The sequence below is a fragment of the Streptomyces sp. NPDC026522 genome, from assembly GCF_055567555.1.
Genome location: NZ_JBVHQF010000003.1, coordinates 507,647 through 530,546, shown reverse-complemented (window position 1 = coordinate 530,546; position 22,900 = coordinate 507,647). Strand labels below are relative to the sequence as shown.

21 protein-coding genes are annotated in these 22,900 nt (G+C 69.9%); 8 read left to right on the top strand and 13 right to left on the bottom strand.

From position 1 onward, the window contains the following. Positions 1-67: 67 nt before the first annotated feature. Together ACZ4M3_RS10825 and ACZ4M3_RS10820 are read left to right on the top strand one after the other, a co-directional pair. Complete coding sequence (locus ACZ4M3_RS10825) at positions 68-3,454, top strand: response regulator (RefSeq protein ID WP_467731248.1); 3,387 nt, start codon at positions 68-70, stop codon at positions 3,452-3,454. Between the two features lie 13 nt (positions 3,455-3,467). After that, positions 3,468-4,043: an antibiotic biosynthesis monooxygenase gene (locus ACZ4M3_RS10820; RefSeq protein WP_467731247.1), complete on the top strand. Its 576-nt coding sequence runs from the start codon at positions 3,468-3,470 to the stop codon at positions 4,041-4,043. A 51-nt stretch (positions 4,044-4,094) separates the two neighbouring features. On the opposite strand, the gene ACZ4M3_RS10815 is transcribed toward ACZ4M3_RS10820, so the two are convergent. The 10 genes from ACZ4M3_RS10815 to ACZ4M3_RS10770 all read right to left on the bottom strand — a co-directional run bounded on the left by ACZ4M3_RS10815 (position 4,095) and on the right by ACZ4M3_RS10770 (position 13,770). After that, the gene (locus ACZ4M3_RS10815; RefSeq protein WP_467731246.1) at positions 4,095-5,744 is read right to left on the bottom strand and encodes a long-chain fatty acid--CoA ligase; all 1,650 of its coding nucleotides are present in this window, start codon (positions 5,742-5,744) and stop codon (positions 4,095-4,097) included. A gap of 176 nt (positions 5,745-5,920) precedes the next feature. Then, the gene (locus ACZ4M3_RS10810; protein ID WP_467731245.1) at positions 5,921-6,454 is read right to left on the bottom strand and encodes a SigE family RNA polymerase sigma factor; all 534 of its coding nucleotides are present in this window, start codon (positions 6,452-6,454) and stop codon (positions 5,921-5,923) included. 136 nt (positions 6,455-6,590) lie between these two features. Beyond that, on the bottom strand, positions 6,591-7,757 hold the full coding sequence (locus ACZ4M3_RS10805; protein ID WP_467731244.1) for a lipid-transfer protein: 1,167 nt from the start codon (positions 7,755-7,757) through the stop codon (positions 6,591-6,593). Continuing rightward, entirely contained in the window at positions 7,754-8,152 is a 399-nt protein-coding gene (locus tag ACZ4M3_RS10800) for a MaoC family dehydratase (protein WP_467731243.1), read from the bottom strand. The genes ACZ4M3_RS10805 and ACZ4M3_RS10800 overlap by 4 nt, the downstream gene beginning before the upstream one ends. Next, the gene (locus ACZ4M3_RS10795; RefSeq protein ID WP_467731242.1) at positions 8,149-9,255 is read right to left on the bottom strand and encodes an acyl-CoA dehydrogenase family protein; all 1,107 of its coding nucleotides are present in this window, start codon (positions 9,253-9,255) and stop codon (positions 8,149-8,151) included. Before ACZ4M3_RS10795 ends, ACZ4M3_RS10800 begins: the two co-directional genes overlap by 4 nt. Then, a complete protein-coding gene (locus ACZ4M3_RS10790) occupies positions 9,255-10,190 on the bottom strand; it encodes a bifunctional MaoC family dehydratase N-terminal/OB-fold nucleic acid binding domain-containing protein (RefSeq protein ID WP_467731241.1) in 936 nt (311 codons plus the stop codon). Before ACZ4M3_RS10790 ends, ACZ4M3_RS10795 begins: the two co-directional genes overlap by 1 nt. Further along, positions 10,187-11,347: an acyl-CoA dehydrogenase family protein gene (locus tag ACZ4M3_RS10785; RefSeq protein ID WP_467731240.1), complete on the bottom strand. Its 1,161-nt coding sequence runs from the start codon at positions 11,345-11,347 to the stop codon at positions 10,187-10,189. Before ACZ4M3_RS10785 ends, ACZ4M3_RS10790 begins: the two co-directional genes overlap by 4 nt. Before the next feature lie 190 nt (positions 11,348-11,537). Continuing rightward, the gene (locus tag ACZ4M3_RS10780; protein ID WP_467731239.1) at positions 11,538-11,849 is read right to left on the bottom strand and encodes a hypothetical protein; all 312 of its coding nucleotides are present in this window, start codon (positions 11,847-11,849) and stop codon (positions 11,538-11,540) included. 479 nt (positions 11,850-12,328) lie between these two features. Next, the gene (locus ACZ4M3_RS10775) at positions 12,329-12,748 is read right to left on the bottom strand and encodes a DUF6344 domain-containing protein (protein WP_467731238.1); all 420 of its coding nucleotides are present in this window, start codon (positions 12,746-12,748) and stop codon (positions 12,329-12,331) included. 398 nt (positions 12,749-13,146) lie between these two features. Then, positions 13,147-13,770: a hypothetical protein gene (locus tag ACZ4M3_RS10770; RefSeq protein WP_467731237.1), complete on the bottom strand. Its 624-nt coding sequence runs from the start codon at positions 13,768-13,770 to the stop codon at positions 13,147-13,149. 234 nt (positions 13,771-14,004) lie between these two features. On the opposite strand from ACZ4M3_RS10770, the gene ACZ4M3_RS10765 reads away from it, so the two are divergent. Further along, positions 14,005-14,538 carry an NUDIX hydrolase gene (locus ACZ4M3_RS10765; RefSeq protein WP_136222911.1) on the top strand — a complete coding sequence of 178 codons (534 nt, stop codon included), beginning with the start codon at positions 14,005-14,007 and terminating at the stop codon, positions 14,536-14,538. Here the strand turns inward: ACZ4M3_RS10765 and ACZ4M3_RS10760 are convergent. Continuing rightward, positions 14,508-15,866, bottom strand: coding sequence for a hypothetical protein (locus ACZ4M3_RS10760; RefSeq protein ID WP_467731236.1), 1,359 nt, complete (start codon positions 15,864-15,866; stop codon positions 14,508-14,510). The two genes, ACZ4M3_RS10765 and ACZ4M3_RS10760, sit on opposite strands and share 31 nt — an antisense overlap. A gap of 439 nt (positions 15,867-16,305) precedes the next feature. Between ACZ4M3_RS10760 and ACZ4M3_RS10755 the strand changes: the two genes are divergently transcribed. From ACZ4M3_RS10755 to ACZ4M3_RS10740, 4 genes are all read left to right on the top strand, one after another. Continuing rightward, complete coding sequence (locus ACZ4M3_RS10755) at positions 16,306-16,446, top strand: hypothetical protein (RefSeq protein ID WP_467731235.1); 141 nt, start codon at positions 16,306-16,308, stop codon at positions 16,444-16,446. Between the two features lie 162 nt (positions 16,447-16,608). After that, complete coding sequence (locus ACZ4M3_RS10750; RefSeq protein ID WP_157853303.1) at positions 16,609-16,764, top strand: hypothetical protein; 156 nt, start codon at positions 16,609-16,611, stop codon at positions 16,762-16,764. An 82-nt stretch (positions 16,765-16,846) separates the two neighbouring features. Then, positions 16,847-18,058 (top strand): JmjC domain-containing protein, encoded by a 1,212-nt coding sequence (locus ACZ4M3_RS10745; RefSeq protein WP_467731234.1) that lies wholly within the window; start codon positions 16,847-16,849, stop codon positions 18,056-18,058. Then, a complete protein-coding gene (locus tag ACZ4M3_RS10740; RefSeq protein WP_467731233.1) occupies positions 17,992-18,837 on the top strand; it encodes an aldo/keto reductase in 846 nt (281 codons plus the stop codon). The genes ACZ4M3_RS10745 and ACZ4M3_RS10740 overlap by 67 nt, the downstream gene beginning before the upstream one ends. Here the strand turns inward: ACZ4M3_RS10740 and ACZ4M3_RS10735 are convergent. Further along, the gene (locus ACZ4M3_RS10735) at positions 18,828-19,685 is read right to left on the bottom strand and encodes a hypothetical protein (RefSeq protein ID WP_467731232.1); all 858 of its coding nucleotides are present in this window, start codon (positions 19,683-19,685) and stop codon (positions 18,828-18,830) included. The genes ACZ4M3_RS10740 and ACZ4M3_RS10735 overlap by 10 nt on opposite strands. A 425-nt stretch (positions 19,686-20,110) precedes the next feature. Here ACZ4M3_RS10735 and ACZ4M3_RS10730 point away from each other — a divergent pair, with 425 nt between their 5' ends. Continuing rightward, positions 20,111-20,839, top strand: a complete 729-nt coding sequence (locus tag ACZ4M3_RS10730) for a DnaB-like helicase N-terminal domain-containing protein (RefSeq protein ID WP_467731231.1) — start codon at positions 20,111-20,113, stop codon at positions 20,837-20,839. A 1,489-nt stretch (positions 20,840-22,328) separates the two neighbouring features. On the opposite strand, the gene ACZ4M3_RS10725 is transcribed toward ACZ4M3_RS10730, so the two are convergent. Then, on the bottom strand, positions 22,329-22,805 hold the full coding sequence (locus ACZ4M3_RS10725; protein WP_467731230.1) for a GntR family transcriptional regulator: 477 nt from the start codon (positions 22,803-22,805) through the stop codon (positions 22,329-22,331). Positions 22,806-22,900 lie beyond the last annotated feature (95 nt).

Sequence of the window (22,900 nt, the reverse complement as noted above, 5' to 3'; positions counted from 1 at the left end):
CGCGGGGCGGTGCCCTTAGACTCCTCCCGTGACATGCCGGTAGTCGTGGTCAGGGAGGAAGCTCGTCGTGAGCAGCAGGCCATCCCGAGGCGCTGCTCGCCTCGCAGCAATACTCGACGCACTTCCTGACGCGCTGTTGCTCGTCAATGCCAACGGCACCGTGGTCAACGCGAATTCGATCGCCCTTGAGATCATGGAGAGCCCCGGCACCGGCCTCGTCGGCCGCGGGGTGCTGGACCTCCTGCCCGAGTTCGACTCGAAGCTCATCCCCGGCTCGATGCGCCGTCCCGGCGACGACGAAGAGGGCCGGCCGAAGCCCAAGCGGATGACGGCCCGGCGCACCGACGGCAGCGAGTTCCCCGTCGAGGTCACCGCCGCCCACCTCGACGGCCGCGACGCCTACCGGGAGCCGCAGCCCTCGTACACCGGCGACGAACTGCTGATGCTCGTCGTACGGGACCTCTCCCAGACCGTGGACACCGAGGCGGAGCTCGCCCGCTCTCAGCGGCAGACCGAGATGATCCTGCGCGCCGCCGCCGAGGGCGTGGTGGGCACCGACACCGACGGCCGGGTCGTCCTCGTCAATCCGGCCGCCGCGCAGATCCTCGGCTACCGGGCCACCGACCTCGGCAACCGTGAGCTGCACGGGCTGGTCCAGCACTCGCGCGCGGACGGTTCGCCGTTCCCGTTCGAGGAGTCCCCGCTCGCGGACACCCTGCGCAGCGGCCGCAAGCACCGGGTCCGCAGCCAGGTGCTGTGGAACAAGGCGGGGCAGCCGGTCTCCGTCGACCTGACCACCTCACCCGTACGGGACGGTGAGCTGCTCGTCGGCGCCGTCATGACCTTCACCGACCGGCGCCCGTACGACGCCCTCGCGGCGCGGCACGCCCAGTTGCTGGCGGTGCTCGGCGAGTCGCTGCGCGGGCCGCTGGAGGAACTGCGCGGGGAGCTGGCGACGCTGGCCGCCGATGACGCGGGCCAGCTGTGGCCCGAGGCGAACCAGCTGCTGCACCACCTGGCGGCCGGTTACTCGCGGATGACCACGCTCGTGGACAACGTGCTGGGCTACCAGCGGCTGGACGCGGGCAGCGACAAGCTCGCCAAGAAGAAGACGCTGATCAACAAGGTCGTCGCGGCCGGGGTCGACGGCGCGGTGGAGCTGATCGGGCCGGGCCGGGCGCAGTTCGCCGTGCACGCGCCGACGATCGAGGCCGAGGTGGACGGGGAGCGGATCGCGACCGCACTCGCGCACCTGGTCGCGGACGTCGCCGGGGTGGACGCCACGGGCAAGACCCGCCAGGGCAGCGGGTACAGCGACTCCACGATCGTCGTGGCCGCCGCGCAGCGCGGTGACGTCGTACGGATCGAGGTGCGCGGGCCGTACGAAGGCGGCAATCCGGTGCACGAGCCGATCGTGCGGGGCATCGTCGCCGCGCACGGCGGTGTCCTGCAGACCGTCGAGGTGCCCGGTGCGCCGGGCGGTACTTACGTACTGGAGCTGCCGCTGGGCGCGGGAGCCGGGACGGTGACGCTGCCCGAGCCGGTGGAGCCCGCGGCCGCGGAGCCCGAAGCGAAGCCGGAGCCGAAGGACGGCGCCGGTGCCGGTGCCAGGACGGAATCCGGGGGCCGGCGGGCCCGGCGCGGGGTGGACGCCTTCCTGGACGACGCCGCCGACGAGCCGAAGGCGCCGCGGGAGGGCGGGGGAGCACTCGCGCTGTCGTCGGGGCGGCGGGGCGCGGACGGCCCGATCGACGGCAGCGGTGCCGGCGGCCCCGAGCTGGCACAGTCCCCGGTGAACCCGGCCGGGCTGGGTACCGGGCGCAGGCGCGGCCGGGACGGCGACGGCAGTGGTGACGGCGGGGCGGGCGCCGCCCGGCGCCCCGGCGGACCGCAGCCAGTGCCCACGCGGCCGGTACCCGCCCAGTCCGCATCCCCCCAGTCCGTACCCCGGGAGCCCGCAGCGCAGCAGCCCGTGCCCCCGCAGGGCACCGGGATGCCGGCGCTGCCGCCCGTGCCGCCCGTGCCGCTGACCGAGCATCCGGCGGGCCGGCGCCGCGCGTTGGGGCCGGCCGGTCCGGCCGGCCCGGCGGCGGGTCCGTTCCCCCAGCCCGGCGCTCCGGTGCCGGCGGCCGGGCTCGCGGCTCCCGCACCGCAGCGGCCCATCGCCCCCGAGGGCGGCTTCGCGCTGCCGGCCGGGCCGAGTTCCGCCCCGGCCTCCGGGGTGGTTCCCGCTCCGGCAGAGGCCGACCCGGATGCTCCGGGTGGCCGTCGTGGTCGCCGGGTACTCGGCGCGCCCGCGGCCGACGCTCCCGGAGCCGGCCCCGCGGCTGCCCCGGAGGCGCCCGGACCGGTCCCGCCGACCGGGCGGCGGCGCGCACTGCCCGACGCACCCGCCTGGCCGGTGCCCGCGGCCCGGACCGCTTCCGAGGACGGCGAGACCGCGGCGGGCCCCGTCGCCGTACCCGGTGCCCGGCAGCCCCACGACGCTCCGCCGGAGGCCGCACAGCCGATCAGCGTCCGCGCGCTCGGCACCCTGGGCCAGGGCATCTCGGTGGACGCCGGCGGCTCCGGCCGTCGCCGCCGGCTGTCCGAGCCGCCGCCGCAGGGCCGTGCCTTCGCGATAGGGGCCCCCGAGGCGGGCTCCGACGAGGGGCCCGAGCCGCTCGACGGTCCCGGCGGCGCGGTCGAGGTGGTCAACCGGCCCGTACCGCTGCCCGTGGACGACGAGCTGCCGCCGGAGCCACTGGACAACCCGCGCCGGCTGCTGGTGTGGCCCGCGCCGGACGCCCAGACCCAGCAGGCGCTCAGCGACCGCGGCTACCGCCCGGTGATCGTGCACTCCCGCGAGGAGGTGGACGCGCAGATCGCCGCGTTCCCCGCCGCCTTGTTCGTGGACCCGCTGACCGGGCCCATCACCCGTACCGCCCTCCAGTCGCTGCGGCAGGCCGCGGTGGCCGCGGAGGTACCGGTCCTGGTCACGGCGGGACTCGGGCACGCCACCCGCGAAGCCGCGTACGGCGCCGACCCTGCCGTGCTGCTCAAGGCGCTCGCGCCGCGCGACAGCGAGCAGCACCCCTCGCGGGTCCTGTTGATCGAGGAGCACGACGAGATCGCCACCGCGCTGACGGCCGCCCTGGAACGGCGCGGCATGCAGGTCGCGCGGGCGGGCGCCGACACCGACGCCGTGGAACTGGCCACCCGGATGCGGCCCAATCTCGTCGTCATGGACCTGATGCAGGTGCGCCGTCGGCGGGCCGGGATCGTGGACTGGCTGCGTGCCAACGGGCAGCTGAACCGCACACCGCTCGTCGTCTACACGGCCACCGGGATCGACCCGGCCGAACTGCCGCGGCTGGCCTCCGGCGAGAGCGTGCTGTTCCTCGCCGAGCGAGCCACGACCGCCGATGTGCAGGGCCGCATCGTGGACTTGCTGGCGAAGATCGGCACCAACTAGTCATCCTGGCCCGATGGCCATCACCGACACGACCGAGCACAGTGTTCCCGCCGACAACGGAGAGGTGAGTCTCCTCATCGCCCGGCAGGTCGAACCTGGTCACGAGAAGGACTTCGAGGTCTGGGCGCGCGGGATCCTGGAGACCGCCGCACGCTTCCCGGACCATCTCGGCTACGGATTGTTCCGGCCCGCGACGGAGGGTGGCCCCTGGTTCCTGGTGCACCGCTTCCGTCACCAGGCCGCCTTCGAGGCCTGGCAGCGGTCCGCGGAGCGCGCCGCGTTCTTCGCCAACTGCCAGGGCCACCACCACCACGAGATAGCCCGGCGCGAACTGCACGGGATGGAGACGTGGTTCGCGAAGCCGGGCACGACCCGGCCCGCCCCTCCGCGCTGGAAGATGGCGATCAGCTCGGGGCTGGCCATCTTCCCGATCTCGCTGCTCGGCAACGCGGTGCTCGGGCCGTTCCTGGTGGACCTGCCCTTCGTGCTGCGGACGGCCGCCTTCACGGTCGTCTTCAGCACCCTGATGACCTACGTGGCCATGCCCGCGGTCAGCAAGCTGCTGCGGCCATGGCTCACGCGCGGCTGACGCTTCCGGGCGGCTCGGACCGCTCAGGCCTCGTCGTATCCGGCCCGGGGGTCAGTCGAGCTTGGTCACGTCCAGCTCGCCGTCCGCGTACTGCCTGCGGATCACCTTCTTGTCGAACTTGCCGACGCTCGTCTTCGGCACGGCCCCGATGAACGTCCAGCGCTCGGGCAGCTGCCACTTGGCGATCGACTGCCCCAGGAAGGCGCGCAGGCCCGTGTAGTCGACGGTCGCGCCCTCCTTGAGGACGACGGTCGCCAGCGGGCGCTCGCCCCATTTGACGTCGGGTACGGCGACCACCGCTGCCTCGGCCACTTCGGGGTGCGCCATCAGCGCGTTCTCCAGCTCGACACTGGAGATCCACTCGCCGCCGGACTTGATCACGTCCTTGGCCCGGTCGGTCAGCGTCAGGTAGCCGTCGGCGCTGATCACGCCCACGTCGCCGGTCTTGAGCCAGCCGTCGGCGCTGAACTTGTCCGCGGGCCGCAGCGGTTCACCGGTCGTGCCGCCGTAGTAGGCGCCCGCGATCCAGGCGCCGCGCACCTCGAGCTCGCCCGCCGACTCGCCGTCCCACGGCAGACGGTCGCCCCCCGGGCCGATCAGGCGCGCCTCGACGCCCGCCGGGAAGCGGCCCTGGGTGATCCGGTACGGCCACTCCTCCTCGGCGCTCAGGCCGGCCGGAGGGTGCGCCATCGTGCCGAGCGGGGAGGTCTCGGTCATGCCCCACGCGTGGCAGAGGCGGACGCCGAGCTTCTCGTACGCCTCCATCAGCGACGGCGGGCAAGCCGCGCCGCCGATGGTGACCTGCTTCATCGAGGTCAGGTCACGGGGGTGGGCCGTGACCTCGGCGAGCAACCCCTGCCAGATGGTGGGGACGGCAGCCGCGTGCGTCGGCTTCTCCCGCTCGATCATCTCGGCGAGCGGGGCGGGCTGGAGGAAGCGGTCCGGCATCAGCAGGTTGATGCCGGTCATGAACGTGGCGTGGGGCAGGCCCCAGGCATTCACGTGGAACTGGGGGACGACGACGAGGGACGTGTCCCGGTCGGTCAATCCCATCGACTCGGTCATGTTGACCTGCATGGAGTGCAGGTAGATGGAGCGGTGGGAGTAGACCACGCCCTTGGGGTCCCCGGTGGTGCCCGAGGTGTAGCACATGGCCGCGGCCTGGCGCTCGTCCAGCTCGGGCCATTCGTAGTGCTCGGAGCGTCCGGCGAGGAGTTCCTCGTAGTCGTGCACGCGCACGTCGAGACCGTCGAGCACGGAACGGTCACCGGGACCGGAGACGACCACGTGGTCGACGGTGGGCAGGTGCGGCAGCAGTGGCGCGAGGAGCGGCAGAAGGCTGCCGTTGACCAGCACCACGCGGTCCGCGGCGTGGTTCACGATGAAGACCAGCTGCTCGGGAGGGAGCCGCAGGTTGAGCGTGTGCAGGACGGCGCCCATGGCGGGGATCGCGAAGTACGCCTCCACGTGCTCGGCGTTGTTCCACATCAGTGTGGCCAAAACGCTTCCGGGCGCGACGCCCAGTTCGTCGCGCAGAGCGTTGGCGAGCTGGGCGGCGCGGTCGCCGATCTCGGCGAACGTCCGGCGGTGGGGCTCCGCCTCACCGGTCCACGTCGTCACGGTCGATTTACCGTGAACCCTTCGGCCATGCTCCAGAATCCGGCTGATGGTGAGCGGTACCTCTTGCATGGTGCTGAGCACTGGCGTCCTCCCGATGGGCGCTATCGCTCCGTCGCGACAATGGGAAGATTCTGCGCACGTACCAGGCGGTATGTCACTACCCGGGGGTAGAAAGCGCGTCGGGCACCGCTCCGTTTCACGTGAAACATGCGGGTCCCCCGTGTTTCACGTGAAACGTCAGGTAGGCGGGCGGCGGTTCAGCGGACCGGGGCGAGTTCCGGGTCCTCGCGGAGCTTTCCCAGAGCCCGGGAGACGGCGCTCTTGACCGTGCCGACGGAGACTCCGAGCAGTTCCGCGGTCTGCGCCTCGCTCAGGTCCTCGTAATAGCGCAGGACCACCATCGCTCGCTGCCGGTCCGGCAGCCGGGTCACCGCACGCCACATCGCGTCACGCAGCGCCTGCGCCTCCGCGGCGTCGGTGAACGGCTCCTGCTCCGCCTCCGGAAGCTCCTCGCAGCAGAATTCGTCGACCTTGCGCTTGCGCCACTGGGAGGTGCGGGTGTTGACCAGGGCCCGCCGGACGTATCCATCCAGTGCCCGGTGGTCCTCGATGCGGTCCCAGGCGGCGTAGGTCTTGGCCAGGGCCGTCTGCAGCAGGTCCTCGGCGTCGCAGGGGTTGGCGGTGAGCGAGCGCGCGGTGCGCATCAGGACCGTGCCGCGGGTCCTGACGTACGCCGAGAACGACGGGTACGGCGTCGGATTCGAGGCGAGCGTGCAGACAGGCGTGGTCATGCCTCAACGCTAGGAGCGCGCAGCAGCCCTGGGATCGGCCGCAGGTGCCGAAGCGGGATCCGTCTCAGGTTGTAGGGCCGGGCCCGGCCCCACCTCCTGAAGGTGGAGGAGGCGGCGTCCGGGCCTCGGCCCCGCGTCAGCCGTCGGCGCTGAGGATCAGGCCGGAGGTCGGCACCCCGGTACCGGCCGTGACCAGGCTGTGGGTGACGTCCGCGACCTGGTTGACGGAGGTGCCGCGCAGCTGTCGGACGGCCTCGGCGATCCCGTTCATACCGTGCAGGTACGCCTCTCCGAGCTGGCCACCGTGAGTGTTGAGCGCGAGCGCGTCGGCGGCCACGTAGTCGGCGGCCTCCCCGGGCCCGCAGAACCCGAACTCTTCCAGCTGCATGAGCACGAAGGGGGTGAAGTGGTCGTAGAGGATGCCGACGTCGATGTCAGAGGGCCGCAGTCCGCTGGTCCGCCACAGCTGGCGTGCGACGACGTCCATTTCCGGAAGCCCGGTCAAGCCGTCCCGGTAGAAGGAGGTCATGGCCTCCTGGCGGCGACCGGCACCTTGCGCTGCCGCGGTGATCACGGCGGGTGCCCGTCGCAGGGTGCGGGCGCGCTCGGTGCTGGTGACGATCAGGGCCTGGCCTCCGTCCGTCTCCTGGCAGCAGTCCAGGAGCCGCAAGGGCTCGACGATCCAGCGGGATGCGGCATGGTCGGCGAGGGTGATGGGCTTGCCGTGGAAGTAGGCGGCGGGGTTGTTCGCGGCGTGCCGGCGGCCGGTGACAGCCACGTGCCCGAAGGCCTCGGGGGTCAGGTGGTAGGCGTGCAGGTAGCGCTGCGCGGCCATGGCAACCCAGGACGCCGGGGTGAGCAGGCCCCACGGCAGTGACCAGCCGAGGGCCGCGCCCTCCGCCGAGGGCTCGCGCTGCTGTACCCCGGAGCCGAAGCGGCGCCCGGAGCGCTCATTGAAGGCTCGGTAGCAGACCACGACCTCGGCGACCCCGGTGGCGACGGCTAGGGCGGCCTGCTGGACGGTGGCGCAGGCCGCGCCGCCGCCGTAGTGGACCCGAGAGAAGAAGGAGAGGTCTCCGATGCCGGCCGCCTGCGCCACGGTGATCTCGGGGCTGGTGTCCATCGTGAAGGTGACCATGCCGTCGACATCGTCCGGGCTCAGCCCGGCGTCGTCGAGAGCGGTGTGGACGGCTTCGACGGCGAGCTTGAGCTCGCTGCGGCCGGAGTCCTTGGAGAACTCGGTCGCGCCGATACCGACGATGGCGGCCCGGCCTCCCAGCTCGTCCCGGGTGCGGACGCTCATTCTCCGGCCTCCCGGTCAACCAGGGACACCGTGACGGAGCCGGTGACGTGGTGTCCGCGGCCGTTGGCGCCGACCACCCGGATCTCGGCGGTGTCCCCGTCCAGCACGGTGACCGTCCCGGTGAGAATCATGGTGTCGCCGGGGAAGTTGGGGGCACCGAGGCGGATGGCCACCTTGCGCAAGGTGGCGCCCGGCCCGAGGTGGTCGGTGATGTACCGGCCGACCAGGCCATTGGTGGTCAGGATGTTCATGAAGATGTCCGGCGAGCCCTTCTCGCGCGCGAGCTCCGCGTCGTGGTGCACGTCCTGGTAGTCCCGGGAGGCGATGGCGCCCGCGACGATGAGCGTGCGGGTGACCGGGATCTCCAGCGGCGGCAATGCGTCGCCGACCCTCATGTGTCGTCCCCTCTGTGGTGGTCAGGGCTGGTGGCCGGGGATACGGGCGACTCGGCGGGCTCCGGCGCCGCCGGTGGTTCCTCGGCCAGGAGCGTGCCCAGCTCGGCCAGCAGCTCGCTGCCGCAGCCCAGGTAGGCGTCAAGCTGCCGCCCCCACAGGAAGTGCCGGTGTACCGGGTGGTCCAGGTCGGCTCCCATGCCGCCGTGCAGGTGCTGTCCGGCGTGCACGACCCGCTTGCCCGCCTCCGACGCCCACCAGGCCGCCGTGAGTGCGTGCTCGTCCGCGGGCAGTCCCTCGTCGAGGCGCCAGGCCGCCTCGTACGTGGTGACCCGGATCGCCTCCGTGTCCATGTGGGCGTCCGCGGCGCGGAGCATGACCCCCTGGTTGGTGGAGAGCGGCCGGCCGAACTGTTCACGGGTGGAGGTGTACTCCACGGCGCGGGCCAGCGAGCCCGCGCAGACGCCGGCCTGGAGTCCGGCGAAGGCGGTACGGGCAACGGCGAGGACGTCCTGGTACACCCGCGGCCCCTGCCCGAGCCGTTCCGTCGGCGCGCCGGTCAGCGTCAGCCGGCCCGCGGCCCATGGCGCGGTGGTCTCCACCGGTGAGGTTTCCACGCCCGGCAGGCCGGTCCGTACCAGCCACAGCGACCGTTCCGCGTCCGGGACCAGCACGTACGTGGCGTCGCGCAGCCAGGGCACGACGGGGGCGGTTCCGGTGAGCAGCCCGTCCGGGGTGGCGGTGATCCTGCCCCGGGCGGGGAAGGCTCCGGTGGCCACCGCCTCGCCCGTACCGAGGACGGGCAGCAGTCGGGCGCGCTGGTCGGCACTGCCGTGCCGGACCAGGGGGAGGATCCCGTAGGCGCAGGTGGAGGCGTACGGCACCTGCGCGGTGGTGCGGCCCTGTTCCTCCAGCAGGAGCACCAGCCCGAGCAGGCCGACGTCCTCGACGGCGGCCGTCAGCCCGGCGGTGGTCAGGGCCTTCCACAGTTCGGCGTCGCTGTCGGAGCCGGCGGCAGCCAGGCGCTCGTGGGTGGCGAGGTCGTGGAAGATGCGTGCGGCGAGGCCGGCCGCGGCGGCCTGCTCCTCGGTGGGCCGGAAGTCCATCAGCCCTCGCTCCCCCGGAAGACGGGCAGTTCCAGGTCCTCGTCCACGCGCAGGAACTCCAGCCGGACGGGCAGGCCGATGCGCACCTTGTCGTAGGGGACGCCGGTGATGTTGCTGATGATCCGGACTCCCTCGGCGAGTTCCACCAGCGCGACCGCGTAGGGCGGGTCGAACGCAGGGAAGGGCGGGTGGTGCATGACGACGTAGCTGAAGACCGTGCCGGCCCCGCTCGCCTCGACGGTGTCCCAGTCGGGACCGGCGCAGGCATGGCAGCCGGGGAGCCAGGGGAACCGGAGGGTGGCGCAGGCCGTGCAGCGCTGGATGAGCAGCTTGTGCTCGCGCACCCCGTCCCAGAACCCCTGGTTGTCCCGGTTGATCACGGGCCGCGGACGGCGCGCCGCGGGTTGCCGCTCCGGCGCGGCCCGCCGGAGCGGCGCGTACTTGAGGATCCGGAAGCGGTGGGTGCCGGCGAGCTCTCCGTTCGCGCGCACGTCCATCCGGGTCGTCACGAAGTGACCGGTGCCCAGCTTGGTCGTCTTGCGCGGGGAGACCGACTCGATCACGGCGTCGAAGGTGACGGTGTCGCCGGGGCGCAGCGGGCGCAGGTACTCCTGCTCACAGTCGGTGGCGACGACCGAGGTGCATCCCGCGCCGTCCAGGACCGCGAAGAGCTCGTCGTAGGCGGAGGAGCGGTCGCTGTGGCCGGAGAGGCCGCCCATCGTCCAGGCCTGGAGCATGGTGGGCGGGGCGATGGCGTCCGGACCGGTGTAGGCGGGGTTGGTGTCGCCCATCGCCTCGCACCAGTGGCGGATCATCGGTTCGTTCACCGCGTCCTTGGCCTGCCCGCCGGAGGCGGCGGGGCGCCCTTCGAAGGTTTTCAGCAGCGTGTGGAAACGGGCTGCTCCGTCGGCGTCCACGGCCGGGTCCGCGGTCATCGCTTCCTCCCCTTCATGCCGAGCCGCATCATGGCGACGATCTCCCGCTGGACCTCGCTGACCCCACCGCCGAAGGTGTTGATCTGGGCGGCCCGGTTCATCCGCTCCAGTTCGCCTCCCGCGAAGCCGGCGGGCCCGCGTACGAGGGCCTCCTCGCCCACCGCCTCCTGGCACATCCGGTACACCTCGACGGCGGACTCGGTGCCCAGGAACTTGACGCCGCTGGCGTCGCCCGGCGCGAGGGTGCCGGAGCCGACGTCCTGGACCAGGCGCCAGTTGAGCAGGCGTACCGCGGCCAGCCGTGCGTGGGCCTCGGCGAGGCGGGACCGTACCCAGGGGTGGTCCGCCGGGCGCTCGCCGGTGACCGGGTCCGGGGTCCGGGCGTGGCCGAGCGCGCGCTCGTAGAAGTCCTCGGCCTGCATGCCGATCGCGGCCAGTGCCACGCGCTCGTGATTGAGCTGGTTGGTGATCAGTCCCCAGCCGCCGTTTTCGGGTCCGACGAGGTGGCCGGCGGGCACCCGGACACCGTCGTAGTAGGTGGCGGTGGTCGTGAGTCCGCCGACCGTTTCGATCGGGGTCCAGCCGAAGCCGGGGGCATCGGTGGGCACCAGGATGATCGAGATCCCCTGGTGCTTGGGGGCCTGGGGATCGGTGCGGCAGGCGAGCCAGATCCAGTCGGCGTTCTGGGCGTTGGACGTGAAGATCTTCTGTCCGTCGATCAGCCAGTCCCCCTGGGGACCGCCGTCCCGCACGGCGCGGGTGCGCAGCGAGGCGAGGTCGGTGCCGGCCTCCGGCTCCGAGTAGCCGATGGCGAAGACGAGTTCGCCCTTGAGGATGCGCGGGAGGAAGTGGTCCTTCTGCGCCTGCGTCCCGTACCTCATCAGGGTCGGCCCGACGGTGTTGAGGGTGACCATGGAGACGGGCGCGCCGGCCCGGTAGGCCTCGTCGAAGAACACGAACTGTTCCTCTGCGCCGCGCCCTTGGCCGCCGCATTCGACGGGCCAGCCGAGGCCGAGCAGTCCGTCGGCGCCGATGCGCCGCAGCAGTGCCCGCTGAGCGGCCGGGTCCTCGGGCGGTCCCTCGGGCATCAGCTCGCGGAAGTAGTCCCGCAGTTCGGAGCGGAGCCGCAGCTGGTCTCCGGTCGGGGCGAGGTGCACGCGCGGGCCTCCCGGCTTCACATCGACGAGTAAAACTGACTGTCCGTCAGATTGCTGGTCGGTGTCAAGGTGCCGAGGCGCCGAGGCGCAGCCGGCGGAGAGCGGTGACACACGGGGGCGCCCGCACTACCGGACCCCAGCCGGTCCGGTCGCACGGGCGCCCCGAGCAGTCAGTCCCGCTCGGGCGGGGTTACCGCCACGGGAAGAAGTTCACCGCGACGTTGGCGTTGTGCTGCTGGATCGCGGTCCAGGCCGAGCCGTTCACCTGGGCCGTGTTGTTCTGGTTGGACGCGCCGGCGCCCGTGGCCACCTGCTGCGACGTAGTGGAGTTGCCGTGGTTGTTGCCGGCCACGCCGCTGCCGATGAGGCTTGCGACGCTCGCGTTCGATCCGTCGTTCGCGAAGGCGCCGTTGTCCGCCGCGGCCACACCGCCGAACAGAGCGGCGGCGAGGGGGAGAGCGGCGACGGCGGCGATGACGCGGGCTGTACGGATGCTTGCCATGTCTGATCCTCCAGAAAACCGAAGTGGGCTTGTTTCCGGGGCGGTTGGCCGACCGCCTCGGTCGTTTTGCGGGTGACGACGTCGCGGGATCAGAGTTGCCCACCGAATCCCCGGCGAACCACCCCGGAGCGCATTAATCCCCCGCAAGCATGAGCAACATCGGATAAACCCGATTCGCGCCCCCAGGGCCTCAAAGCTGCACATCTGAAACGCCCGACACTCCTGCCCCACCGGAGAAGAAACGTTTTGGCAAGGTGGCGCGTCCGGACATGCCAAAAAGGGCCGCGCCGTCCGGGAACCCCGCCGTCTCCCGGGCTTGCGGCCCTGCGATGCCTTGCTTTGCGCTCCCCGTGCGCCCCCGGCGCCCGCCGGGGCTCATTTCCTCGCGCCCCACTACCAGGGCGCCTTGGGCGCGATCCTCGGCCGTGACCGGCCGGGCTCCAGCGCCCGCTGTTCCACTCGGACCCGCTGTGTGCTTCCTACGCGGCGAGCTCCAGCTGCTGCGCGCCGACGCGGGGGCGCCCATCGGCGGCGAAGGACGCGGTCTGCCGGACAGGACCGTCGGCGGCCGGAGAGGTGGCCGGCTGCCCGGCGCCTCCCGCGACCCCACCGGCGGCGAGCGCCGTGGTCGAGCGACGGACGGAAGGGGTCTTGCCGTGTGCCTCGGCCCGGATCCGCTGCTTGATCGTGGGCGGGAGCGAACCACCCCGCATCATCGCCCGCCACGTCCGCCGCGCCATCAGGACAGGCCGGCGCCGAACCGCCGGAGCCGCGGGGGCGATCACGGAGGGGGCCTGGGCCGCAGTGGCCTTCGCGCCGAAGCCGAGGGCGGCGAGGAGCGCCGCGACCGCGGCGAGGACGACGGTCCAGAACGACGTGACGGTGTTGCGGAGAGCCATGACGGGTCCCTCATTTCGCGATGTTCCGAAGGGCGGATCTGAATACATTCGCCATGATGTTTCCGCAACCGCACGAACCCCACCACGCGCGCCGATCTTCCGACAAACACCACTCAAAGGGACCAATGCCGCCCTTGCCGACTTCCCCCTAGGCGGCACCACCTGCGGCTTCCCGTCCCCGCCCCACGACGAAGGGGCGCCCCGGACCGGGGTGCCCCTTCTGATCAGCGCGTTCGCTGAGCTGGCGGTGGGTGTGGGATTTGAACCCACGGTGACTCGCGCCACGACGGTTTTCAAGAGAGTGCTGCGGGAAGCGGCCAGCTCACGGATGACCTGCGTGTTCCCCTGCCTCGGGGCCCGTCATCACCTCTGACGGTCCACACCTGGTCCACTGACCCCTACGGCAAGTCTGCTCGGGGCGTGAAGGTGGGAGCGTTGGCGATTGTCGGTGGCCGGAGATCATTCTGCTGCCCTTGGCCGAACCAGTAACCGATGATTGCCCCACCGATCCCTGTGACCGGGGTTACGTAGAGGCTGAAGTCCTGCGCGGCAACCCCAGCGATCATGGCGACCCAAGGCGAGGCGATGATCGCAAACACCACGGCAACCAGCGCCCAGCCACGAACACCCTCCGCACGCCGGACAAGCCCAGACTGCTCGAACGCCAGATCTGCCCGGTGTTTCCGATCTGCGAGTTCCACTTCCCAGCGCCGCTCGATCTCGCGAAGGCGAACTTCGGCGTCGAACTCCTCTGGCGTCTCTGGTCGCTTACCGAGATGAAATGTTGGCTGGCCGTGCTCAGCCGTGATCCGCCGGTTCTCGTCAGTAAGTTCCGATACTTGCTGAGTGAGACTCTCCACTTCGGCACGCTGCGATCTCCACATGCGCATCGACGCCGCATCACTCTTGACCAGCAATCGATACTCGGTGATCCAGTCCTGGTCGGTTTCAGGCATCCTCCCCATTTGCCAAGAATGTAGGGTCCCCTCAATCTCAAACCCATCTGGGCTCACTTCAGACACGCGCCTCCCCCTCCTCTGGCATGCACCGCCCGTACCGTACAAGCACGAGGAGGGCCGCTGGCGAGGAAGACGGCAAGCAGCGCCTCAGCCTCGCCACTCCGGACGAAACGAACCCAAGGTTCGCGGCAGGAACGGCGTCAACCTATTCGTCACTATGACGTGAATTTGCTTGAACTGGGCCGTAGTTCAGCCTGGTTCTGCGATGCTGGAGGCCGATCGAGAGGGGCCGCAGCGATGCAGTGGAAGATCCACGGGGAACGTCCGATCTACGAGAACAAGTGGGTGAACCTGTGGCTCACCGACATCGAGACGCCGGACGGGCACCGCTGGGAACACCACGTCGTCAAGCTCCGCCACCTGGCCGTAGCCGCTGTGATCAACGACCGCCAGGAGGTCCTGATGATGTGGCGTCACCGCTTCATCACGGACGCGTGGGCCTGGGAACTGCCCATGGGCCTGGTGGAGGCAGACGAGACGCCCGGCGAGGCTGCCGCCCGTGAGGTCCTCGAAGAGACCGGCTGGCGCCCCGGTCCGATGAAGCCGCTGATCTACGCCGAACCGGCGAACGGCATCACCGACTCCCAGCACCATCTGTTCCGCGCCGACGGCGCCACGTACGACGGGCCACCGACCGAGAAGAACGAGTCGGACCGGATCGAGTGGATTCCCCTGGCGAACATCCGGGGCATGATCGACCGCCGCGAGATCGTCAGCAGCGGCTCCCTCGTCGGCCTGCTCTACGTCCTGATGGACGAAGGGGTTCGCTGACCCTGCGGCGGAAATATCGCTCGTAGGCGTGCCTCGAAGGCGACTGCGGCCGGCACCTCGCGATACGGCGCAAGCTGCTCGTAGAACTCGCGAAGGTGCCCGGTCACCCGCTCGGACGACACGGCTGCCGCGGGCACCAGTGCCTCGATCGCCGTGTGGCACGCCTGGTCGAGCTTGCCCCGCTGGAGCTGCGTACGGGCCAACCAGAAGGCATGGAACGCCCTACCCCGCTGGTTCGCTGGGTCCTCCCGCTCCAGCGCGTCCGCGATCAATGGTTCGGCAATCGCTGCTTCGCCGAGACGGCCGTGCGCGATGCCCGTGTCCACGATGAGCTTCGGCTCGTCGAAGTACGTCACCCATGCCGGGTCCGGGTCGTCCATCTTGATCCGGGCGTACTGACTGTGCGCCTCGGAGATCGCGGTGTGGGTCGCTGTCCGGTCACCTAAGGTCGCGTGGGCGAACGCCTCGCGCATGGCCAGCATGGCCCGGACTCTCGGCGTCGTGCCGATGGCCGCTCGGGCCTGGTCTTGGGCAGCGGACACAAGTGCGAGCGCGTCCGCCGGCTTGTCCTGGTAGGTCGCTTGCAGGCTCATGCACGCCAGCACGTTGGCCATGAATGTATGGTCGTCAATCTCCCGGGCCAGTTGCAGAGCCTCCGAGAAGTACGCGCGGGCCTGGTGGTACTGCCGGGCATCGAAGTACGTCCACCCCGTCATCCGCGCCAGCTCCGCCGCGACGCCGTACAGGCCGTGCTGGATCGGCGTCGGTCGTTGGTCCTTCAGTAGCCCCTCGACGTATCGCAGCTGGCCGACGACGGCGGGCCGAAGCGTCTCGCCCCCGTGCTCGTCGTCGCGACGCCAGTAGTCCTCGATCGAAGAACGCAGGGCGTGCAGTGTGGATGGGCTCGGGTTTGTCCCGGCGGCCAGGGCCAGGATGCTGTCCACCTCCACGCCCGGTAAGGCGCTGAGTGGCCTCGGCACGGCGGGCAGGTGATCGAGCTCCGGACTCTCCCCCTCGGCCACGGCCAAGACCGCCGGCGTCTCCCACGTACGACGGGCAAGTCCGAGCATGTGCCCGGGGATGCGCAACCCATCGGCGATCCGCTCGATCACGTCCATGTGGACGAGCTGCCGCTGTCCCGCGATCACCTCTCCCACCCGGCTCGGCGTCAGCTCGCACTGCCGCGCGATCATCGACGGGTAGATGCCCGCCCGCGTTTTCACCAGCCGGAAGACCCTCGCGAAGTCTCGGAGACGGCACGCCTCGATCATCTCGGGCTCGGTGAGCAGACTCGCCGGGAGTTCCTTCGCGCGACGTCGCTCGGGCATCGGGGCACGCTCCGGAGGAAGACTACGGATCGCTTCAAGGTCGCAACCGAACGTGATGCTACCCAAGTTGGGTAATCCGCTGGACCTTTCTGGCCATGCCCGCCGCTGACAATCCTTCTGCACATGGCGAAGCGACAGAGGACGACCGCCTTGGAGGCATGCGGTGGCACTCCTGACTCAGAGCGAACGGCCCTCTGGGCGACCCCGGACCTGGGACCCGAACCCCGCGTCTTGATGACCCTCCGGGTCTCCCGGGATTCGGGCCGGACGTGGATGCGGAGCACGCGGGTTCTGGAGGGCGAGCCGTTCGACATCCTCTCCGACCCCGGCCGCTACCCCCCGTGCGAGTGCCCGCGCTGTGGCGGCGCGTCCTCGTCGGCCCGCGCCCTTCGGCCGGCATCCATTAAGCCGGGAGCGGCGTAGTGACCGCCTACCGACGGTGACCCCCTCAGAGCGGGATTCCCGGGTACGCGGTCGAGCTCTGCGGGGCTGGCGCCAGCAGCTCGCCGTGCTCCTCTACGCCGCTGCCGTCGCCGTCCTGGTGGTCACCCTGGCCATCGCCGGTGATCCCGGCCGCTGACCGGCAACCGGCTTCCGGCATGGATCCCGCGCTCGCTCGAATCGTGGACTCACACCCCCCCGTCTCCTCACCGGACCGGAAACAACCGGGCTGGTGAGGCACGCCCCATCGGGGCTGGGCAGGCACCCGTCGGCCCTGGACTTCCAGGAAATGGAGACACACATGGCAGCACAGAAGGAAGACCTGCTGATCGGCGTCGAGAGCCTGATCAAGGTCCAGGACCGCTTCACCGCCGCAGCGGCCGAGTCCGACTCCACCGGTACCTCCGCAGGCGACGACGGTGAGAACCGCGACGGCCTGAACCTCCCGCAGGAGTAATACCCGCCCGCACCAACCGGGGGCCCGTCATCCACGACGGGCCCCCGGGCCCTCACGCCCATGACGCCGACTGGAGGAACACGTGGACCACCACTTCGTCACCGCACTGGAAAAGGCCCTCGGCTGGGACGGGCCCGGTGAACTCGGAGCCGGTTTCGCCCGAGGAACGATCGAGGACCTCGATCTGCTCGATCGGCTGCTCAACCCCCGGAAGCTGCTGGACCTGGTGATGCGCCGCAGCGTCACCACGCCCCAGTTCCGCATCTTCCAGGACGGGGCCGAACTGCACCCCGGCCGCTACATCCAGCCCTCCGTCACCCGGCGGGGACAGGCCATTCCCATGGCCGACATGCGCCGCGTCGGCGGGCTGATGCGGGAGGGCTGCACCATGGTCCTGGACGAGGTCGACTTCTTCGACCCGGCCATGGAGGCCACCTGCCGCGCGCTTCAGTGGTGGGCCCGCGAGCTGGTGCAGGTGAACGCGTACCTGACCACTCAGGACGCCAGTGGCTTCAAGCTCCACTGGGACGACCACGACACCCTGATCGTCCAGCTCGCCGGCCGCAAGAGCTGGGAAGTCCGCGGCACCTCGCGCAAGGTTCCGATGTACCGCGACTCCGCCCCCAACGCCGAGCCCAGCGAGGAAATCGTCTGGCAGGGCGTCATGGAGCCTGGCGACGTGATGCACATCCCGCGCGGCTTCTGGCACCAGGCCACCCGCGACGACCAGGGCGACGGCTACAGCCTCCACGCCACCTTCGGCATCGTGAAGCGCGTCGGCGTGAACTGGCTGGCCTGGCTCGCCGACCAAGCCCGCACGCAGGACCTGTTCCGGTACGACCTGGACCGCTGGAACTCCCCCGGCCAGTGGGACGGGCAACAGCAGCTCCTGGCCGACGCCGTCGCCGAGATGGCTACGACGCTGACCCCGCAGGACTTCTTCAATGCCCGCGAGCGGGAACGCCTGGCCGCCCGACACGTCCCGGCCACCGGCCTGTTCGGCAAGTCCGCGGCCGTCGTGTGCGTCACCGACTTCGAGCCCGTGATCGAGCAGCACCACGACACGGTGGACGTGCTTGCGGCGGGCAAGAAGCTCGCGTTCGCCGGCAAGGCGTATCCCGCCCTCGCCCTGCTGCTGAGCGGCCACCCTGTCGACATCGCCGACGCCGCCGAAAAGACCGGCCTGGACGTGGAACAGCTCGCCGAGATCCTGCTGAAGGAGGAACTGTGCACGGAGCTGACCCCCGCCTTGTCCTCGGCCTACACCGGTCTCGTCACCACCGAGACATCCTGACGGCCGCACTCGACCTCGGCGTCACCGCCCTGGACACTGCGGCTCCCTACCTCGGCTTCCGTTCGCACGCAGTGCTGGCCGAGACGGCGGCCGATCTGCTGCCCAAGTTCACCCTCTCCACGAAGGTGGGCTTCTTCCCGGGCGCCGGAAGGGCTGAGCACTCCCTTGATCCGGTCCGGCTGCGGCTGGCCATCGAGCGGACGGCCCGGGAGCTCGGCAGGGAACCAGACACCGTGCTCCTCCACAACCCCGAACATAGCCTCACGGGCCTGTCCCCGGCCGATGACCACGCTCTCCTCGGCAATGCCTGCACCGCCCTGGCCGACGCCGCCCGCGACGGTCTGTGCCGCGCCTGGGGTGTGGCCTCCTGGGACCCCCGTTCGCTCGGCGTGATCCGGGTGGAGGACCTTCCGTCTCCGGACGTGCTCATGGTCCGGGCCGGATTCCTCGTGGGGATCGACCTCCTCGACGCCACCACCGTCCTGCGCACCGCCTGGCAGGCAGGCGAGACTTGGGGCATGAGCCCCTTCGGTGGCGGCCACAGGCAGGTGTGGGAGGACTTCGACCCCCGCCCGTTCCTCCCACCGCCCCACGATGGCTGGTCCCGCTTTCAGGCGGCATTCCGGACCACGTTCCACCTGCCCACCGCCTCCGCGGTGGCGGTCGGTACCGACGACCCTGGGCACCTGGCCCAGTTGGTCAGGGCCTTGGGTGCGGAGGTGGACACCGCCGCCGTCAGTCAGTACCTACGCGCCCTCCACGGGCTCCGTCAGAGCTGAAGTTCGGCCATCAGACGCTCGGCCTCCTTCCGGGCCGGCGCCAGCAGCGGATCCTCCTCGTAGGCGTACGGTCCGACGATCTTCGACAGGAAGAACAGCGACATCAGCTTGCCGTCCCGGCTCTCCAAGTCCGCACGCCGCTCCTGCTGAACGCGGTCCGCGAGCCCCGGGACGGCAAGCGCGTTGCCCCACAGCGTCGCGGCATCCAGACCCCGGGGTGCCATGCCCCAGTCCTCCCAGTCGATGAGGGAGAACTCCGGCCCCATCACGTTGGCCCAGGTCAGGTCCGCATGGGCTGGCGCCCACCGCTCGATCTGCGTATCGGCCACCCCGGGGAAGACCGCCCCGAGGGTCTGGGTCACCTGCTCCTGCGTGATCGTCACCGTGTCCGGCGTCGCGATCCGGGGCGTCTGCTGTGAGGCAAGCGCGTCCAACGAAGCGTTCAGCGCCTCCCACCACTCGTCCGGCAGGCCCGGGTCTTCGAGCACCAGGGCACCCTTGCCAATAGACGGCGATGGAATCAGCTCCAGCTCATCCGCGCGCCACATCACCGGCTCGCCTGGCTCTCGCCACGCCACGCCCTGGTACCACTCGGGCATCGCGACCCCTTGCAGCACGGCAGCGGCCTCGGTCCCGTTCCAGCCCTGCGGGCCGATCCGCTCGAAGCCCCGCCGCTCGATACGCACCCACGTACCCCGCTCCGTACGACCACCCAAGGAACGGCGCTTGCGTACGAGCGCCTGCCGATCCAGTCGCACGTGTAGGGCCTCCTCCACCCGCTTCAGCACGTCTTCCACCGGCTGACGGCGTAGATCTACCTGGGCAGCAACGGGCAGGGATCCATTCATCACGACCTCCTCGGCGAACGAATGACCGTAACAGGAGAGGGTCCACCTACACGACCTGTTCGTCAGCGGCTCACGCCCCAACTCCATTATCGGAGCGGTCGGTCGAGGTCTGGCACGACGCACCTAGCGGCCCAGGATGTCGTGGAGAAAGGCAACAACGACGACGCCGATGCCAAGCGCCGCCCCTAGTGGCGGGTTCCGCAGCGCGACGTAGACCGTCAGGGCCCCTACGACTGCGAGTAGAAGCGTACGAGTGCTGATCTGCTCCACGAAGACTCCAAACGTTGACGTGGACAGCAGCCTGAGTCACTCGATAGAGGCATTTACGTCTTGTGACAGGCCCACGGCAAGCTCTCACTTTCCCTGACAAGCCGTGACGCTTCCTGACACCATCAGGTCGTAAGAGTGCTCGGATAGAGGTTGTCGTGGGCCGCTGGACGAAACCAACCTTGCCTGTGGGACCCCTCCGCACCCTCAACAGTGAACTCCATGCCCTCCACCGCAAGGCAGGGCATCCATCTGCCCGTGAACTGCAACGAGCGGTCAAGAAGGCTGCGAGCCACACAAAGATCCACCACGCCTTCATCAAGCCGCAGCTTCCTGCCTGGGGCGTTGTGGAGGTGGTTGTCGAGCAACTCGCCAAGGCTGCGCGGCCGAAGCTGTCAGAGGAAGCGGAGGTCGACCGTTTCAAAACACTCTGGGATGCCGCCTCAGATGCTGTGGCAGCCTCGGTCACTACCGAGGCGAACGAGCATTCCTACGGCCTCGCGCTCGGTGGATTGAGCCGGAACGGTGCGATCTACAGCGCCATCGTCGACCTGCACCAGGCTGACAAGCCCACTGGGCTTCACGATGTAGCAGCCGAGCTTGCGCGAAGGGGCCAGCTGGAAGCTTGCGGCGGTGAGGACTACCTCTTCGAGTGCGTGAAGATCGCGATGAAGGGATCCTTCGAAGCCGGCATGGGGATCGGCGAGTTTGGCATCTTGAACGCTCGCCGAGTCAAAGAGGCGTCGGATGCCCGGCACGCCTTCTTCTCTGTTGCCCTCAGCGGGAAGCCTGATCGGCAGAGCCTCCAGACGGCGTACGAGCGTGTCATCACCTATCACCCAGACTGGGCCTGGCCCGGCGGCTTTAACCGAACTCCCCGCTCCTGAACTGAACTTGCTACGGCCGTCGGCTCACAGCGCGGTCGGCCGGAGCGGCTTTGGCCGGTGTCCTGTTCGGGTTGGGGTCGGGCATGTTCAGGGGGCCGTACGCTGGCCGGCAACTCGGGCAGGCTTTGGGCCTGACCGCAATTAGCACGAGTGGCCCCCTGGACTTGCCCGACGCGGGCCCCGAGCCGAACAGGTGGGTAAAGCCGTGGAGGCCGGCCGCCCCGGCCACGTCTGGGTGAAGGGCAATCCGCGGTGACCCGCGCCGGCCTGGCGTACGTCCCGATGCTGTCGGCCGTGCTCGCCGTGGGGCGGCTGGCGGGGTTCTTCGCGGGTCTGACTGCCCGCTCCTCGGGCTTTTGCGGCGCGAGTGGGCGGGGGCCGTCGCGGGCGGTGGCGGAGACATGGAGCCAGCGGCGGCCTGGGGCCGCCGCGCCGCGCGGCCCGCGTCAGCGGGCCGCCTTGATCCAGTAAAGAAACTTTCGACAGCTCACCCCTTCGGTCGCCCGGCCTGTGGGGAGTGGGATGCTTTGTCATGTAATGCGAGGTCTATTAGCAAAATCGTCCCTTCGCCGGGATTGAGGCAGTCTGTTCGCGGAATCGCCGTCCTCTATCCACAGGTTCGGGCTGCCAACCTGCCTTTCACATGGAGTTGTCCACAGGTGAGACGAGCGCGGCATGGCCGCTCGGGGGAGCTGTCTGCTTTGGCTGGTTGCGTGCGATCGCACCGGAAATCCCGGAGCGAAAGGGCAGGGGAGGCGCACGATGCAGGCCAACATGACTGGCCGTCACACGGTCGGGGATATGGCATGTACATGCCTCTAGCAAAGGGTGGGGCGCAACACAGCAGCCCATCCCCGGTTAGCGAAACCGGTAATTCTCTGGACCCACGTCTTCACCAAACCGTGCGGCTGGCCCCAGAGAGAGAAGAAATGCAATGCAAATCACCCGCCTCGGCTGTCACACCGCAGGCGATTTTTATACGTCCCAAACGGTGGTGCACGCTTAGCAAGCGACCGGGGATCCGAATTCTCGGACTCCGCGCTAGCTGAGGGCAGGGCCGCGAGCGCACGAGCGGGGGTGAGGCTGATGACGTGGAGTGGGGTCGATGACACGCACTCTATGGCGTCCTGCCAGGCGGGATGCATCTTGCGGGTGGATGCGCGCGGGACGGGATTCATAGAAGGAACTTCCCGCTTCCACCCGCCTGACGGGCTGGGGTTCGCTTTGTCCGCGGGTTTCGGTGCACCCTCACATCGGGGGTGGACCAAAGAGTGGCCCAAGCGGTCGGTAGCAGGGACGCGTGTATGTGGTGGACCGGATCAGGGCGGGACGGCCGGTTCGATGGCAAAGCAGGGGGAAGAGGTCGAGATGGGCAAGCAGGAAGCGGTATCCGCTCAGGTCATGGTCGCGGAAATGCTGGCGGCAGTGAGGCGAATGCGCCTGGAAGCCGCAGTGCTCATCGAAGACGTGGCAGAACTGCGCCGGACCGCTATTCCCGCTCCCGCCCCCGCCGCTCGGCCCTGAGTTCGGCGACTTCCCGCTTGAGCTGCTGATGATCCGCGCTCAGCGCACGGATCTCGTCCCGCAGCAACCCAAGCATCTCGGTAAGGGCCTCGGCGGGTACCACCTGACCGCCGGGGACCCCTGCCGAGGCTTCGTCTCGCTTGGACGCCAGGTACCAGGCAGGTGCCTCGTAGTCTGCCGGGATTTCGTGGGCCAGTTCCGGAGCGTCGGCAACGAAGCTGCCGCGGCCTTGAACCGTGTAGACGAGCCCTTCGTCCCGGAGGACGTTCACTGCGCTGCGGGCGGTCATGCTCGCGATGCCGAAGCGGTCTTGCAGCTCGCGGTACGAGGGGAGCTGCTCGCCCGGCTTGAACCGGCCTGCCTTGATCTCACGCCGAAGCTCGTCGGCTGCGTGCTGATACGGCGGCCGGCGGTCGGGCTTGGCGGTGTGGGCAGGGGTCACAACCCCAGGGTAGCCACCTCTAGCACGCCTAGCACACTCGTCTGACTTTTCCCCCCGCTCGCGCCCCCACTCTCTCCTCATTTGCCCCTGCCCCT